Below are 17109 nucleotides of genomic sequence, written 5' to 3' on the forward strand. Positions count from 1 at the left end.
TGTACCGTTGTTTATTTCATCGATAGATGGTCGATTTAGACAGACCTAGCTTATGTTTGAATGATCCTATTGAAGATGCAATCCTACCAATAGGATTTTCATTATAAAAAGATGACTAGGGGGATGCTTGTGAGAAAATATTGGTTGCTGTTCGTATGTCTGATCGTATTATTTTGTGTAGCCTGTAATGACAAGTCAGCGAGTGAAAAAGCATCGGAATATCGAGTGGTGTATTCAGGGGAAATTAAAACGTTAAATTATTTAAAGACGTCAGAAACAAATGAATTTGCGGTAGCTGCGAATATGGTGGATGGGCTCATTGAATATGACAACTATGGGGTGGTCCAGCCAGGATTAGCGAAAGAGTGGTCTGCGAATGAGGATGCTACAGTGTGGACATTCAAATTGCGTGATGATGCAAAATGGGTGACACATGAGGGCAAGGAATATGCAGATGTTGTGGCACAAGACTTTGTGGATGGCTTACACTATGTGCTTGATGCTAAAAATGAATCGTCGACAGCTTGGATTGCGACGGTGGTGAAAAATGGGGAAGCCTTCTATAATGGCGAGATGAACGATTTCAAGGAGGTAGGCATAAAGGCGCTAGATGAACATACAGTAGAATATACTTTAGAGGCGCCGACACCCTATTTTCTTTCTATGTTGAATTATGTTTGTTTCTTCCCTGTGAATGGCAAGTTCATTGCGGAAAAGGGAGAGGATTTTGGCACAACACGTGAAAACTTCCTCTATAACGGTGCCTATATTTTAGATAAATTTGAGCCACAAAATGAACGCGTTCTTGTGAAAAATGAAACGTACTGGGATAAAGACAAGGTGCTGATTGACCGTATTCGCTATAAATACAATAAAGAAGCGGCAACTGTGGCGCCTGAGCTCTTTTTACGTGGCGAAATCGATTCGGCTAGTATCCCGACCTCCATCATTGATGAATGGTTTAAAGATGAAAAGAAAAAATCTCAGGTTCGTCAAACACAAAATAACTTCTATACCTACTTTTATGCACTCAACTTCAACCCACAATTTGACGCACAATACGAACCTGATAACTGGAAAATCGCCGTCAATAATAAAGATTTCCGCAAATCCTTATTCCATGCGCTTGACCGTGTCTCCGCGATGCTAACGGTTGAGCCATATAATCCAGCAGATTTGCTGAGCAATACCATTACACCGAAAAACTTTGTTGATGTGGAAGGAGTGGATTATACACAACTAGCACCCCTTACATCCATTTCCAATGAGGATTCCTTCAATAAAGAGCTGGCCCTAGAGTATAAAGAAAAGGCAAAAACAGCGTTAGCAGGTAAGGCCACATTCCCTGTAAAGGTTTTAATGCCTTATAACGCTGGTATGCCAGATTGGGCTAATCGCTCTCAAGTAGTCGAGCAGCAAATGGAAAAACTACTAGGGACAGATTATGTCGACATTATTGTAGAGGCTGGTCCATCGACAGGCTTCTTATCAGAGGTACGTCGTCCAGGTAAATTTGCACTCTTAGAGGCGAACTGGGGTCCTGATTTTGCAGATCCATCTACGTATACAGATCCTTTCACAGTAGATGGTACTTACAATAAACCAGAATTAGCAGAGGGCTATAAAGAGGCGAATGGTAAAACAACTTATCAAAATCTTGTGGATCAAGCGAAAGAAACAATTGACACAGCCAAACGCTATGAGCTATTTGCGAAGGCAGAAGCGTTTTTAATTGAGGAAGCCTTTGTTATTCCATATTCAGTTGGTGGTAGTGGCTATATGGCATCTAAATTAAATCCATTCGAGGCGCAATATTCGCCATTTGGTGTAACGGCAGAGAAATTTAAAGGCCAGCAAGTGCTAGAAAAGCCAATGAGTAATGAAGAATTTAAAAAAGCGCTTGCTGAGTGGGAGCAAGAACGTGCGGAAGCACTAGCCAATGCTGAAAAGTAGTAGAATTTCGTAGATGAAAAGGAGATACCGAAAAGAATAGTCGGCATCTCCTTTCGTCTTTTTGACAAAGGAGGATGGCGCGATGTTGCAGTATATAGGAAAACGACTCTTACAATCCGTTTTAACCCTTTTTATTATCATCACCATTGTCTTTTCATTATTACGGCTAATGCCAGAGGAAGGCTATTTAGGAGCGGCAGCTGATAAAATGTCACCTGCTCAGCAGGAAATTTACTTAACAAGTCTAGGCTTGCGGGACCCAATCCTTGTCCAACTAGGGAATTTTTACAAGAATTTACTGCAGGGGGATTTGGGTAAATCAGTGACTTATCGTACCGATGTCCCAGTAGTGACGATTATTGCAGATAAAATCACGTATTCTCTGCTCTTTGGTTTAGGAGCAGTCGCTATATCACTCCTGATTGGTGTGCCGCTAGGAATAATGATGGCCTATCGTAAGGGACGTTGGTTGGATCGACTTGGGACAGGCTATATCGTATTTGTTGTTGCAGTCCCTGCGGCTGTTTATTACTTAGTTATTCAAATGTATATTACAGAACTCTTTCACTTACCGATGCTGTTTGATGAATACAGACCGATTACTTGGATTCTTCCACTTACGTCAATGGCATTGGCTCCAACTGCCTCCTACGCGATGTGGATGCGACGCTATATGGTCGATGAACTGAACAAGGACTATATTAAGCTGGCTAGGGCAAAGGGCGTAAAGGAGCGGACACTGATGTTCAAACATGTATTACGTAATGCCTTTATTCCCATGGCACAATATTTACCTGCAACGATTCTGTTTACGATTACAGGCTCGATTTATATAGAGTCGTTGTATTCCATTCCAGGGATGGGGGGCTTACTTGTGGATGCTATTCAGCGACAGGATAATACGATTGTGCAAGGCCTAGTGTTAGTGTTCTCTTCCCTTGGTATCATTGGCCTTATTTTAGGGGATATTGCTATGGCACTTGTCGACCCTCGTATTAAATTAGGCAAGGGAGGGGGTGTGCGTTAATGGGGATGTATACAGATGAAATCAATAATATTTCAAATAAATCACGTGAAACCCTATTTGAATTTGCCGAAGTGGACGCAAAACAGGCGGAGGAAACGGGCTATTCAAATTATTCTTATTGGCGGTCTACATGGCAATCCTTTTTGAAAAATCGACTGGCCGTTTTTTTATTAGTTGGGGTGATCATCATTGTTGGCTTTACGATTCTACAGCCCTATTTACCTGCGCAAAAATCACCAACTGAAATTTACTTGGATGAACAAACAGGGATGCAGGCACGTAATATTGCACCTAGTGCAGAATTTTGGTTTGGCACGAATTCAATCGGTCAGGATTTATGGTCTCGTATTTGGGCGGGGACGAGAACCTCACTCTTTATTGGCTGTGTTGTCGCCTTAGTGGAGGCAGTGGTGGGCATTACAATTGGCACGCTATGGGGCTTTTCACGGAAATTAGAAGCGCCTATAACACAGCTTTATAATGTTGTCGATAATATCCCCACAACCATTGTGCTCATTTTAATGTCCTATATCTTACGGCCAAGTATTTCAACAATTATTATTGCCATGTGTATTACGGGATGGGTGGAAATGGCGAGGTTTATCCGCAATCAAATTGTTATTTTGCGTGACCGCGAATACAATCTAGCCTCAAAGTGCTTAGGCACACCTGATTATCGTATTATCCTAAAAAATCTATTACCTTATTTAATTTCTGTCATTATGCTCCGCATGAGCTTAGCGATACCCTTTGCAATTGGGGCCGAAGTCTTTTTGACGTATATTGGCTTAGGGCTTCCGATAAGTGAGCCATCCTTAGGAAATTTAATTAATGAAGGACGTGTCCTTATGATGTCACCAGATCTAAGGTATCAGCTTATTTTCCCAAGTATTGTGCTAAGCGTTATTACGATCGCATTTTATATTATTGGTAATTCCTTTGCAGATGCAGCAGATCCGAAAAACCATGTATAAGGAGAGGAAGCGAGTGACATTGAAAAAATCAAGCATATTAGGCATCAAAAATTTAGTGATTCAGTTTACGCTACGTGGTCGAATTTTAACAGCGATTCGCGGTATTTCACTCGACCTTTACAAGGGAGAGAGCTTAGCCATTGTGGGTGAATCAGGTTCGGGTAAATCCGTGCTGATGAAATCCATTATGGGCTTGCTCGATAAAAATGGTCGTATTAAGCAGGGGCAAATTATTTACAATGCACAGGATTTAGGCAAATTCACAACAGAGCAAGAATGGCTAGGGATTCGTGGTAAGGAAATAGCGATGGTGACACAGGATCCGATGACATCGTTAAACCCGCTCAAAACCATTGGAAAGCAAATTGAAGAATGTGTGGTTATGCATCAAGGCTTAAGAGGTAAGGAAGCCTATGCAGAAACACTAAAACTGTTAACAGATGTCGGCATTACCGATGTGCAAAAGCGCTATAAGCAATACCCGCATGAATTTTCAGGAGGGATGCGCCAACGTATCGTTATTGCGATTGCCATTGCGTGTAAGCCGAATATTTTAATATGTGATGAGCCCACAACAGCTTTGGATGTAACCATTCAGGCACAAATTTTACAGCTCTTAAAAAATCTTCAGCAAAAATACGGCTTAACAATCGTCTATATTACGCACGATTTAGGCGTAGTCGCAAAAGTGGCTGACCGTATTGCCGTGATGTACGCGGGCGATGTCATCGAGGTTGGGGAAACACATGAAATTTTCTTTCATAGTAAGCATCCTTATACGTGGGCGCTTATTTCCTCTTTACCACAGCTTGGCTCAAAAGGTGAACAATTGTATTCCATCAAGGGCACACCTCCGAATCTTTTTCAGGAAATAAAGGGAGATGCCTTTGCCCCACGCAATCCATATGCATTGAAAATTGACTTTATCGAGCGGCCACCTTTTTTTCAGGTCAGTGATACCCACTATGCTCGTACATGGTTATTAGACCCACTTGCACCAAAGGTAGAGCCTCCAGCAGCCTTACAAGCATTTTTTGCAGAGGGGAGGCAGTATGCGAATGACTGATAAAGAGGTGCTTGTAGAAGTAATAAATTTATCTGTTGTTTTTGGTAAAGGAAAAAATAAGTTTACAGCCATTGATGATGTCAGCTTTCAAATTTTTAAAGGCGAAACATTTGGCATTGTAGGTGAGTCAGGGTCAGGGAAGACAACGATTGGTCGAGCGATTATGCGCATCAATGAGGTCACAGAGGGACAAATTTTGTACCATGGTAAAAGTATTCAGGGGAAAATCCCTAAAGATTGGGATAGAGAAATTACGCAAAAAATCCAAATGATATTCCAGGACCCTATGGCATCTCTAAATGAACGAGCAAAAGTAGATTATATTGTCTCAGAGGGCTTATACCCTTCGAAAAAATATAAAGATGAGGCAGATCGACAACAAAAGGTGCGCGATGCGTTATTGAACGTTGGGCTACTTCCAGAGTTCTCAAGCCGCTTTCCGCATGAGTTTTCAGGAGGTCAACGCCAACGTATTGGCATTGCTCGTGCGTTAGTGATGGAGCCTGAATTTATCATTGCAGATGAGCCTATATCTGCCTTGGACGTATCCATTCGGGCGCAAGTATTAAATTTATTAGCAAGCCTTCAACAGCGAAATCATTTAACGTATTTATTTATTGCCCATGATTTATCGATTGTCCGTTTTATTACGGATCGTACGGCGGTCATTTATAAGGGGAAGATTGTGGAGCTAGCGGAAACAGAAAAGCTTTTTGCTCATCCGCTGCATCCATATACAAGGGCTTTGTTATCAGCAGTACCAGAGCCGAATCCCTATAAAGAGCGGGAGAAAGTTGTAGAAGTGTATGATCCGTCACAGCATCGCTATGAGGAAAATCCCCCCTCATTTGTTGAAATAGAGGAAGGTCATTTTATTTTAGCCAATGAAGAGGAACTGACCCATTATCGTACTTCACTGAAAGGGGAGGAAAAGATATGATTTGTCCAAAGGCATTGAAAAAGGGTGACACAATTGGTCTTATTAGTGCTTCTGGCGCAACGCCACCCGAAAAGCTGCAACCTGCTATTGCTAGTATCGAAAAGCTAGGTCTCAATGTGGTCGTTGGGGAGACCTGTCACGCAAGACATGGCTATTTAGCAGGCACAGATGAATTACGGGTAGCAGATGTTCATCGTATGTTTGATGATCCAATGATTGATGGTATTTTTTGTATACGTGGGGGCTATGGTGCGACGAAAATTTTAGCCCAATTAGACTTTGACTTGATAAGTGCCAATCCCAAAGTATTTGCTGGCTATAGTGATGTGACCGCTCTACATATAGCTTTTAATCAGCTATGTGGCTTTGTAACCTATCATACACCGATGCCATCCACAGAATTTATTAGGCAGGAGATGGATGACTATACTTGGCAGTCGTTTATTCAGCTGATTATGGAGAATGAAAGAAAGGCGTACTACTTAAAAAATCCTTCTCACCAGCCCATGTCCACATTGGTGGCTGGGAGTGCTTCAGGTCAACTTATCGGTGGCAATTTAACATTAGTGACAGCTTCACTTGGCACACCCTATGAAATTGATACACGAGGTAAAATTCTGTTTTTAGAAGATATCGATGAAACAGAGCAACGGGTGGATCGTATGCTGACACAATTAAAACTGGCAGGAAAGCTAGATGACGTGGCAGGCATTTTATTGGGCGCTTGGACAAATTGCGAACCTGAAAATCCCGAAAAGCCAGCTCATAGCTTATCATTACAAACTATTTTTCAAGAAATTCTAGTGCCTTTAGGGAAGCCTATGATTGCAGATTTGGCATGTGGTCATTGTTTACCAACGATGTCGCTTCCTTTAGGAAGAAGCGTCAGGATGGATGCGGACAATCAGCGTATCCATGTAGTTGAATAGGTGGTCTATGGAGCAGAGAATTACTACACTTATTCAAGAATCGCCCTACAACGTACATTTGTTTATTAAAAATCTAACAACGAATCAGTTGCTCATCAGTCATCAGCTAGAGACTTCATTTTCAAGTGCAAGTTTAATCAAAGTGCCGATTCTGTTAGCCTTGCTCTCATATATAGAGAAAAACAAATTATCACTTAATTCTACGCTTACGATTTCACCAACTGATTGGGTGGATTTTAGTGTGATTAGTGAACAAAGACTTACACAAAGCACTTTCTATGATCTGCTATTGTGGATGATTATTACTAGCGATAATACAGCTACGAACGTCTTAATCGATGTAGTTGGCATGGAATATTTGAATGACTATTTTCAGCATATCGGTTTACAGGACACACTGCTACAGCGAAAAATGATGGATGTGGAGCGGCTAGCAAAGGGCATAGATAATCGCACATCAGCAAGGGATATGGCGCATCTTTATACGCGTATCTATCAGCAAGAGCTTTTAACGCCTACCTACAATAAACTAGTCATTAATATTTTAAGCCGTCAGCGTATACATGACTCCCTAAAGCGCTATCTAGTAGAGGATGTGAGGCTGGCACATAAAACAGGCGGACTGAATACAGTCGATCATGATGTGGGGATATTTTACACGAATGCAGTCGATTATAGTATGGGTGTTTTTATAACAAATGTAACGGACAATGATCAGGCGCGCCAACTCATTGGTCGTCTATCAAAAGTTGTCTATGACCAGTTGGTGAAGCGGAAGGGGGAGAAGGATGAAGGCTATCGTTACAGCCATGATTGCTAGCTTGCATGCCATGCCAGATAAAGATTCTGAACTAGTCGATGAAGTGCTTTATGGGATGACCGTAGAGATCATCAGGGATGTCAATGACGCTTGGGTTTCTATTCAAACGGCCTATCGTTACGAGGGTTATTGTCAGAAGGCAGACTTACTGCAAGAGGAAGCACTTGCATCTACATGGCAACAAGATGCACAGTATGTAGTTTGTCAAAGCTTTGCAGATGTTTTGCAACAGCCACGTATTCAAAGTACAAAGCTGCTAACGCTTGTAAGAGGCTCTTCCATTCGTGTGATGTCAGACGAAGCAGTACCTGAAGAATGGTCGGCTGTACAGCTAGTGTCAGGACAAATAGGGTATGTTCGAACAAAATGGCTACAACCAAAAATAACAGCACATTCATTATCGGAGCAGCAGTTCCGAGAAAATGTGGTGGACACAGCGCTCAGCTACTTAACGGCCCCTTATCGCTGGGGTGGCAAATCGCCACTAGGTATTGATTGCTCTGGTTTATGTTCAATGGCTTATATGTTAAACGGTGTCTATATTTATCGTGATGCCCGAATAGTAGAGGGCTTCCCTATCGTTAACATAGAGCAAGCCCGAATGCAGAAGGGTGATTTAATCTATTTTCCAGGTCATATTGCTCTATACATGGGTGATGATTTGTATGTCCATTCATCGTTAGGTGGTAATGAAGTAACCATTAATAGTCTAGATGCCAAACATCCTCTCTATCGACAGGATTTAGCTACGACCATACTAGCAGTAGGTACTTTATATAACTCACAGAAGACTAGTTAAGCTTTTTTAAAGGTCAGTCCCATCTTGAGGATGATAAACGTACTGAGATGGATCAGTGCTAACACGATAAACTGCCAGAGCCCAATTAAAAATGTACTCATGCATAAATCAAACACTGCTTCACCTGGGGGCATATCTGGATAGGGCTCTAGTTGCCCATAATGCCACACAAAATAACAGGCGATAGAGGTGCCTTGTCCCACATAGACAAAGGTCCAATGGATAGTAGCTGCTACTCTTTGCCAACTACAACATAGTAAAAGGTTCGATAAAATAATAAGAGTGGGGAAAATAATGATATAAAAAGAAGCCTCTGCTATTTTTGTTGTGAAATATAGGTTGTAGCTAAGCTGAATCAATGGCAATAGCATAAGGTTAACGGCGAGAAGACTGAGCAATTGTGTACGCTTCACTGTGTTCCTATCCTTTCCGCATTTTTACACTAAGACGTTTAGACAAACGAATTAGTTTCATGAGAAAAAACGTCCATACTCCTTGATGAGTCATGGACGTTTTATGTTAATAATGATAAATATTTAGTTGCTGGCCTGCTTCAAGACGTTCTGTTCGAAGCTGATTCCACTGCTTAAGTGATGTCACTTTCACATTATAGGCTTCGGCAATCTTCATAAGTGAATCTCCATCAGCCACCGTGATGGTTTTCTTATCTTTTACAGGGCTATCATATTGCTGAAGGTCATATTTTGCGATCAATGTATTTAATTTTTCATTGTAAGCCGAATCAGTTGCATAGGAGCCTGTTAAAAACTTGGTCGCATCTGTATAGGTAGTTGTGTTGCTTTTGAAAACGCCTGCGTAAAAATCTTTATTCCATGATACGCCATTACGCATTAATTTTACATAATCCTGCATGGATGCTTCATAGGAAGGGTATTTGCGGAAGTCAGCCATGATGGTAGAAAGGTTGCCTGACCCATCATCCTCTGTGGTTTCGAGTGTGACGGAATTATTTTGGTAGCTGCCTTTCATTCCAAAAAGATTATAATTAGGGGCAGAGCCAAGTCCACTTTGCCCATGCTCACTTTCTAGAATCGCCTGAGCAATCATCACGGATGCATATAAGTCATTGTCAGCACCAAGATCTCGTGCGGTCTCTGCAATCTCACCGATAAACTCTTCCACACTTGGACGATCATCAATAACCACAGACTCTTCTCTTTCAGTCGTATTAAATAACTGTGTCACCATATAAAACGAAATACAAATAACAACAACGGCAATCATAAGTCCTTTAAAAAAGTTTAGCACGTATTTCATTGTAGCTGGATGTTGGTCGTGACCACATCTCCCTCCCTTCTATTAAAAGTTTAGTTATCTCTCATTATTACAGAGAGTGAAAGAGATGTATAGTTGAATAGACTTCATCATTAATAGAACGTTTCTTGCCTTAATTAGTTCCTAAATCTATCTTAAAATTCTGAGACATAAATTGTTTGAATCTCTCAAAATATCGCTCGGACGCTTCCCATTGAATCGTGTTTAAATAAGATAGCTCTTGTCGACCAAAAACGTTAGGAGGCTGATAGTGGCGAGCAACATAGGATTGATTTTCGAGCGTATAAAAATAATACGCTTCATCAGGCGTCATAATTTCAATGCGAGCATGTATCCTATCGCCTTCATCATCCAAATAGGTTTGACGGAAGCTATAGCATTTGGAACCATCCCACAATCCATCATGTTCATCGTCTAAATCCAGAATCGCAGGATGCTGAAGAATTTGTTGTACATCTCGCACCTCGATACTGTGCAAGTAAAGTTCTGCTACATTGATGCAGGTTAACAACATCAGCCAGTGCTGTTGTAAATCCACTAAATCCTCCTGGGGGGATGCTGTAATATCCCACCATTCAGCTTCTTCATCTAGTGTTTTTGTCAAGAGAGAGACGGATTGATCCTCATTAAGCCAAATAAAATAATGACACTGCGAGGTCAATATATAAATACTATCATTGCGTACATCTCCATCAGCATTGGTATGTGCGCGTTGGATCATAAAATAAACATCCTGTTCCGTCAAATCGAAAGAAGGTTTGTCAGGTGTCATCAGAATACATGAAGTCAGTTTCAGTATGTTTTCCGCATTGATCGAATGGTGCGTGAAATAAATAGGAGCTGCTATTGTCCTTTGAGGAACGCTTGTAAATTGAGTGAGTGCAGAACGCCCTTGTTTTAGAATTTCCACGAGTGAAGTGAAGGAAAAGCCGATGTCATCCTCATCCTCATCCTCAGGTAAAAATATCTCGTCTACTAATACATCTTCAATACGGATAGGGAGCTCCTGAAAAACGCCATCTCCGTGCCATATATTTACGATACAAGGAATCGACTTCTGACCCTTTACGTTGATGCGATACTCATCATCTTGAACCAAAATTGCTGCCTGAAGATTGCCATTAACGATCGTTTCGCCATGATTGTAGGAGCCACATAATATATTCTCGACTGTCAGATGCCCGTGCACATAGATTTCCTGACCACCTACAGCTATATTTTTAGAAAGTACATTGCCCATCACTATCAGCCCAATTGCCCCATCTGTCTCTAAATTATAGAGGGTGTCTACGGTTAGATGACCATTGATGAAAATGAGAATGGTCTTGTCCTGTTGTGGGAATGGCATATCCCAGTCCAAATCAAGAGAGGGAAGTGTTAAATCCCCCTCATAGTACGCTACTAGATCATCCTCACTAAAATCCTTGTAAAACTTTGCCCACCAAGAGTCTGCTGGAAACCTTTTTGCTAGTTGTGAAATCGCCAAAAACTGAAAGCCATTATGCATAGGTCACGACCTCTCTACTACAATTTTTATTATTTTCTCACAGCTAGTAATTGGCAGTCAATTTCATAGAATGGTAGAGACAAGAATAATTTCATAGAAAATGGTATTATTAACCTTTAAAACAATTAGTTGAAAGGGCGTTTTGATTGAATACAATTTTTAATGTGACACAAAAACAGCTATATGATTTTCTACTGAATGTAGCGACAATAAGACCAGTCTTTATATGGGGAGCACCTGGCATTGGGAAATCAGCGATTGTTGAAAATTTTGCTAGTGAATTAGGGCTACATTGTGTATCGTTATTGGGCAGTCAGCTAGCACCTGAGGATATTATTGGTGTTCCGCAGATTAAGGATGGCTACAGTGTTTTTTGTCCACCTAAAATGATTGCACGCGATGAACCATATTGCCTTTTTTTAGATGAATTAAATGCTTGCTCACAAGAAGTACAAAAAGCGTTTTATAGTCTTATTCATGAACGCAGAATTGGAGAGTTTACATTGCCAGAGGGTACGATTGTTATTGGTGCAGGCAATCGGGCTCAGGATAACGCGATTGTTAAGCCGATGTCCTCCGCATTAATCAATCGGATGGTTCATGTTCAGCTGAGGGCATCGCATAAAGATTGGCTTGAATGGGCCTATGCACATGAAATACATCCATATGTGATTGAGTATATTCAAATGCGTCCCGATCATTTATGGAACGAACCACCGAAAACAGAAGAACCCTTCTCCACGCCTCGTTCATGGCATATGTTAAGTGATTGTTTGTATGCATATGGCAATAGCTTACAAGAACAAACAATTGATCTATTAGCAAGTAGCTGCCTATCCGCGCATACTGCCAGTCAATTTAAAGCCTTTATCAAGCAAGTGCAAAGTAAATATGATCTCGCTAAAATTATTCAAGGAGAATTACGTTGGCCCGATCAACCTGATGAAAGAGATTTGCTTTATTTCATGGCACAATCCTTCCGGGCTCAGTTACTGAAGGAGCTTCCGAACGAGCATACGACATTGAAGGGCAATCAACGGCAATTAGCCTTTCGTGCCAAAGACTTGATCAAGGACCTATCATCCATCAGCTTAGAAATTGCACAGATGGTTGTGTCAGAGCAAAAGGGTGAAGCATTACCTGCCTGGTTTATGCTGGAGGTTATCCGAGATTTACCGCGTTTAGTAGCCAAAAAGGAAGGGTAGCTTATGGCCAAAAAGAAGAAAGCATCACAGCAGGAGCATAAAAATGAGAAAGCCATCGCACGTGGGCATGACATTGTCTGTACACATCCCCTGTTCGAGGCGTTGTGTCATGCTGTTTACATGCAATACGAAAGTATGCCCCAAAAGGATTGGGCTTACGTTACAAGCGCAGGTGTTATTTATGTGAATCAGGATAAAAAAGGTCAGCCAAATGAATGGGCTTATGTGATAGCGCATTGCTTGCTACACCTAGGCTTACATCATCATCAACCAAAAGAGCAGCAGGAGCTGTGGAATATTGCCTGTGACTGCTATATAACAAAATTTTTAGCAGAGCTAAAATTTGGTCAAGCACCAAAGGAAATGAGTAATCCTCTTTTTGAGGCCATTAGCTCTGAGGAAAAATTATATGAAAGATTTTTACGCGAAGGTGTGCCAGATGATTTGAAAGGCTATAGTACAATGCCAGGTCAAGGGGACTTTGTTATATCACAAAATCAAACAGGCTATCTTTATCGAGGGAATAGTAATTTCGCTGCATTATTTGCACAAGGTTTATCGAAAGCCGTGCAAAGTGCCATACGAGTAGCGGGAGGGGTAGAAAATACATTGGGAGGCACAACGAGGGTAACACAAGCACAGCGCGCAAAGGCTTGGTTTATGAGCTCCTATCCCTTATTTGGTGCTTTGGCAGCAGATTTTACGATCATTGAAGACCCACTTATTTGCACAAGAATGGATATTTCGGTCGCAGCCATTGCAGTCGAAACAAAGGAAATTTATTTGAATACGGCGGTGGGAATGACCGATGAGGAAATGCGGTTTCTCATGGCACACGAATTGCTGCATGCAGGTTTAAGCCATGCGACCCGCAGACAAGGACGTGATCCTTACTTATGGAATGTTGCTTGTGATTATGTTATCAATGGCTGGCTCATCGATATGCAAATCGGCGAGATGCCAGCATTTGGCGGGCTATATGATCCAGCATTAAAGGGACTTTCAGCCGAATCTATTTATGATCGTATAGTTACAGATATTAGGATGTATCGCAAATTAAGAACCTTTCGAGGGCAGGGCATCGGAGATATGATCGAAACAAATCCACCAGATTTTTGGGAAGGCAAGGTTGGGGTGGATTTAGATGCTTTTTATAGAAGGGCATTGAGTCAAGGGTTAAGCTATCATATGACCCAAGAGAGAGGATATTTGCCACAAGGGCTCATTGAGGAAATTCGTAGCCTAGCACAGCCTCCTATTGCCTGGGATGTGGCATTAGCCAAATGGTTTGATCGGATGTTTCAACCGATAGAGAAAGTTAGAACGTATACCCGCCCCAGTAGAAGGCAAGCATCGACACCTGATATAGCTAGACCAAGATGGATTCATCAAAGCGGTGAGGAAGATGGACGTACTTTCGCAGTCCTTATTGATACATCAGGCTCCATGGACCGTCTCTTACTAGGAAAAGCACTCGGCACAATAGCGAGCTATAGCATCGCTAGAGATGTCCCCTTTGTTCGGGTTATATTTTGTGATGCTGTTGCCTATGACGCGGGCTATCTAGCCCCTGAAGAACTATTAACGAAAGTGAAGGTAAGAGGTAGAGGAGGCACAGTGTTACAGCCTGGTATACAGCTACTTGAAGCAGCACAGGATTTTCCAAAGGATGGTCCTATTCTGATTATTACAGATGGACAATGTGATCGTTTAGCCATTAAAAGACAGCATGCCTTCGTACTACCACAGGGGGCCAAGCTACCGTTTGTACCCAAAGGCGAGGTATTTAGAATGAAATAGTTGCAGCTATCTACAAATGTTTGAAATGATTTTTGTTGGTGAAATATAAAAAGTGAAACGCATTTCATGAGCACATTTTAAAGGAGATGACAGATGATTACATTTGACAATGTCTCAAAACAATATGATAACAACCAAATAGCTGTCAAAGCGCTAAATGTAGAAATTAAAAAGGGTGAATTCTTTGTTATTATTGGCCCTAGTGGATGCGGCAAAACTACTTTGTTGAAGATGATTAATCGATTAATACCCTTAACAGCAGGCACCATCTGGATCAATGATAAAAGAATTAGCGATTATAATATCCATGAGCTGCGTTGGAGTATTGGCTATGTACTACAGCAAATCGCCCTATTTCCGCATATGACAATAGAGGAAAATATTGCGGTTGTACCAGAACTGAAGAAATGGAGTAAAACGAAAATCCATCAGCGTGTAGACGAACTATTAGCGTTGGTGGGTCTGGAGCCAGCGAAATATCGTCAGCGTAAGACAAAGGAGCTGTCAGGAGGCGAACAGCAAAGGGTTGGCGTTGTTCGTGCCTTGGCAGCTGACCCAGAAATTATTTTAATGGATGAGCCCTTTAGTGCGCTAGACCCTATTAGTCGCACCAAACTACAGGATGATCTACTAGAGATGCAGCGTACCATCCAGAAAACCATAGTATTTGTATCACATGATATGCAGGAAGCACTGAAATTAGGAGATCGTCTCTGTATTATGAAAGATGGCGAAATTGTTCAGATAGGCACTCCACAGCAATTGCTACAAAATCCTGTAAATGATTTTGTCCAACAGTTTATTGGAGGTAAGCAGTCGGATCAATTGTTTACGATCCATGATGTGTTACAGCCAATCACAGTGACAAACGACTTTGGGCATACCATTCCTGTAGATGCCCCATTTCCGACGATTCTTGAAAAATTAGCCGAGCATGACTTGTTAGGTGTCGAAGAGAATGGCAAGCTCATTGGCATGGTGACAAGAGCTTCCACGCTTTGTTATTTAGCAGCGGATTCTAAGAAAAGAGGGCATGTGCATGGTGGCTAATGTGGTAGATGTATTTCAGGAACGGAAGGCACAGCTGCTGGCTGCATTACTAGAGCATATCCAAATCTCTTTTATTGCGCTATTTTTTGCTGTCCTCATCGCTATTCCCCTAGGTATCTATTTAACCAATAAAAAGAAAATAGCCGAGAGTATTATTGGAATCAGTGCTGTGCTGCAAACGATTCCTTCCTTAGCGTTGCTCGGCTTATTAATCCCTTTATTCGGTATTGGGAAAGTTCCCGCAATTATTGCGTTAGTCGTCTATGCGCTGTTGCCTATTCTACGAAACACCTACACGGGCATCAATGAGGTTGACCCATCACTGAAAGAAGCGGCATTAGCTATGGGAATGAATCGATCAAAGCGTTTAGTAAAGGTTGAGCTACCACTTGCTATGCCTGTTATGATGGCTGGTATTCGGACAGCGATGGTGCTGATTGTGGGAACAGCAACATTAGCTGCTTTAATTGGTGCAGGAGGCTTAGGAGATATTATATTACTTGGGATTGACCGAAATAACACGGCACTCATTCTTATAGGAGCCATTCCCGCTGCTATTTTAGCCCTGATTTTTGATGTGGCGCTTAAAAAGTTAGAATCTCTGTCCTTTAAAAAAACAGTAACGACGTTGAGTCTCATTAGTTTAGCGGCACTGGTAATGATTTTCTTCCCGCTCCTAAGCAGTAAACAGCAAGATGAAATTGTCATTGCAGGAAAGCTTGGTGCGGAGCCTGAGATTCTCATCAATATGTATAAATTATTAATTGAGCAGGAGACCGATTTAACGGTGACATTAAAGCCAGGGCTTGGTAAAACTTCATTTGTATTCAATGCATTGAAATCGGGCAGTATTGATATTTATCCTGAATTTACAGGCACCGCTATTTCGGAGTTTTTAAAGGAAGAAGCCATTAATAATAACCAAGAAGACGTCTATCTTCAGGCGAAAGAGGGGATGCAGGAGCAATTCGATATGGTCATGCTAAGTCCCATGAGCTATAACAATACGTATGCACTCGCTGTATCAGAGGAGCTGGCTGAGAGCTATCAACTGCAAAAAATCTCTGATCTTAAACCGATAGAGCAGAAGGTGAAAGCAGGCTTTACATTAGAATTTAATGACCGTGAGGATGGCTATGTTGGCATACAAAAACGGTATGGGATAGCCTTTACGACACTTGCAACGATGGAGCCAAAGCTTCGCTATCAGGCAATACAATCAGGTGATATTAATTTGCTAGATGCTTATTCAACGGATAGTGAAATTCGTCAATACAAGCTACGTGTATTGGAGGACGATCAAGCATTATTCCCACCATACCAGGGAGCGCCTTTACTAAGGAAAGAAACGCTGATTGACTATCCAGAGATTGGAGAAGCGTTAAATCAACTAGCTGATCACATTACAGATGATGAAATGCGAGAAATGAATTATCAGGTGAATGTAGAAGGAAAGCTTGCAGCAGAAGTAGCAAAAGAATATTTAGTAAAGATAGGATTATTAAAATAAACCCTCTACCTTTAGAGGGTTTCAGACTGTAGACAAACTCAATGAATTTTGAGTTTGCCTACAGTCTTTTTTCTTTTACAATAAAATAAAGTAAAGCCGTTGATTTCCACTACGGGCGGACGCTTTCCGCGGGCGGGGTCGAGCTGCTTCCCTCGCTTCGCTCAGTCCAGGATCTCGACTTTCCCGCTTTTCCCGCAGGAGTCGCCACCCTTCGTTCCAATCAACTCCTACAT

General features: G+C 41.6%; 15 protein-coding genes. 12 read left to right on the forward strand and 3 right to left on the reverse strand.

Annotation, left to right across the window (positions count from 1 at the left end; translation table 11 throughout):
• Positions 1-123 precede the first annotated feature (123 nt).
• The 8 genes from L6W14_RS08095 (at position 124) to L6W14_RS08130 (ending at position 8508) form a co-directional block, all read left to right on the forward strand.
• Positions 124-1953 carry a peptide ABC transporter substrate-binding protein gene (locus tag L6W14_RS08095; RefSeq protein ID WP_227744835.1) on the forward strand — a complete coding sequence of 610 codons (1830 nt, stop codon included), beginning with the start codon at positions 124-126 and terminating at the stop codon, positions 1951-1953.
• 82 nt (positions 1954-2035) lie between these two features.
• Complete coding sequence (locus L6W14_RS08100) at positions 2036-2980, forward strand: ABC transporter permease (RefSeq protein ID WP_131519820.1); 945 nt, start codon at positions 2036-2038, stop codon at positions 2978-2980.
• Positions 2980-3954 (forward strand): ABC transporter permease, encoded by a 975-nt coding sequence (locus L6W14_RS08105; RefSeq protein ID WP_066037407.1) that lies wholly within the window; start codon positions 2980-2982, stop codon positions 3952-3954. Before L6W14_RS08100 ends, L6W14_RS08105 begins: the two co-directional genes overlap by 1 nt.
• Positions 3947-5020, forward strand: coding sequence for an ABC transporter ATP-binding protein (locus tag L6W14_RS08110; RefSeq protein ID WP_305799922.1), 1074 nt, complete (start codon positions 3947-3949; stop codon positions 5018-5020). The genes L6W14_RS08105 and L6W14_RS08110 overlap by 8 nt, the downstream gene beginning before the upstream one ends.
• Positions 5013-5960: an ATP-binding cassette domain-containing protein gene (locus L6W14_RS08115; RefSeq protein WP_237900271.1), complete on the forward strand. Its 948-nt coding sequence runs from the start codon at positions 5013-5015 to the stop codon at positions 5958-5960. Before L6W14_RS08110 ends, L6W14_RS08115 begins: the two co-directional genes overlap by 8 nt.
• Positions 5957-6889, forward strand: coding sequence for a S66 peptidase family protein (locus tag L6W14_RS08120; protein WP_237900273.1), 933 nt, complete (start codon positions 5957-5959; stop codon positions 6887-6889). The genes L6W14_RS08115 and L6W14_RS08120 overlap by 4 nt, the downstream gene beginning before the upstream one ends.
• A gap of 7 nt (positions 6890-6896) precedes the next feature.
• A complete protein-coding gene (locus L6W14_RS08125; protein ID WP_237900276.1) occupies positions 6897-7709 on the forward strand; it encodes a serine hydrolase in 813 nt (270 codons plus the stop codon).
• The gene (locus L6W14_RS08130; protein WP_131519826.1) at positions 7678-8508 is read left to right on the forward strand and encodes a C40 family peptidase; all 831 of its coding nucleotides are present in this window, start codon (positions 7678-7680) and stop codon (positions 8506-8508) included. Before L6W14_RS08125 ends, L6W14_RS08130 begins: the two co-directional genes overlap by 32 nt.
• Here the strand turns inward: L6W14_RS08130 and L6W14_RS08135 are convergent.
• The 3 genes from L6W14_RS08135 to L6W14_RS08145 all read right to left on the reverse strand — a co-directional run bounded on the left by L6W14_RS08135 (position 8505) and on the right by L6W14_RS08145 (position 11311).
• Positions 8505-8921: a hypothetical protein gene (locus L6W14_RS08135; RefSeq protein ID WP_237900277.1), complete on the reverse strand. Its 417-nt coding sequence runs from the start codon at positions 8919-8921 to the stop codon at positions 8505-8507. The two genes, L6W14_RS08130 and L6W14_RS08135, sit on opposite strands and share 4 nt — an antisense overlap.
• A 106-nt stretch (positions 8922-9027) precedes the next feature.
• Positions 9028-9753 carry a glucosaminidase domain-containing protein gene (locus L6W14_RS08140; RefSeq protein ID WP_237900279.1) on the reverse strand — a complete coding sequence of 242 codons (726 nt, stop codon included), beginning with the start codon at positions 9751-9753 and terminating at the stop codon, positions 9028-9030.
• Between the two features lie 163 nt (positions 9754-9916).
• A complete protein-coding gene (locus L6W14_RS08145) occupies positions 9917-11311 on the reverse strand; it encodes a hypothetical protein (RefSeq protein WP_237900281.1) in 1395 nt (464 codons plus the stop codon).
• Between the two features lie 146 nt (positions 11312-11457).
• On the opposite strand from L6W14_RS08145, the gene L6W14_RS08150 reads away from it, so the two are divergent.
• From L6W14_RS08150 to opuFB, 4 genes are all read left to right on the forward strand, one after another.
• Complete coding sequence (locus L6W14_RS08150; RefSeq protein WP_048390252.1) at positions 11458-12516, forward strand: AAA family ATPase; 1059 nt, start codon at positions 11458-11460, stop codon at positions 12514-12516.
• Positions 12517-12519: 3 nt separating this feature from the next.
• Positions 12520-14316 (forward strand): vWA domain-containing protein, encoded by a 1797-nt coding sequence (locus L6W14_RS08155; protein WP_237900283.1) that lies wholly within the window; start codon positions 12520-12522, stop codon positions 14314-14316.
• 93 nt (positions 14317-14409) lie between these two features.
• Positions 14410-15366, forward strand: coding sequence for an ABC transporter ATP-binding protein (locus L6W14_RS08160; protein ID WP_237900285.1), 957 nt, complete (start codon positions 14410-14412; stop codon positions 15364-15366).
• On the forward strand, positions 15356-16876 hold the full coding sequence (opuFB, locus tag L6W14_RS08165; RefSeq protein WP_269898708.1) for an osmoprotectant update ABC transporter permease/substrate-binding subunit OpuFB: 1521 nt from the start codon (positions 15356-15358) through the stop codon (positions 16874-16876). Before L6W14_RS08160 ends, opuFB begins: the two co-directional genes overlap by 11 nt.
• Positions 16877-17109 lie beyond the last annotated feature (233 nt).

Origin of the sequence: Lysinibacillus sp. ACHW1.5, from assembly GCF_022014815.1 — a bacterium.
GTDB classification, from domain to species: Bacteria; Bacillota; Bacilli; order Bacillales_A; family Planococcaceae; genus Lysinibacillus; species Lysinibacillus capsici.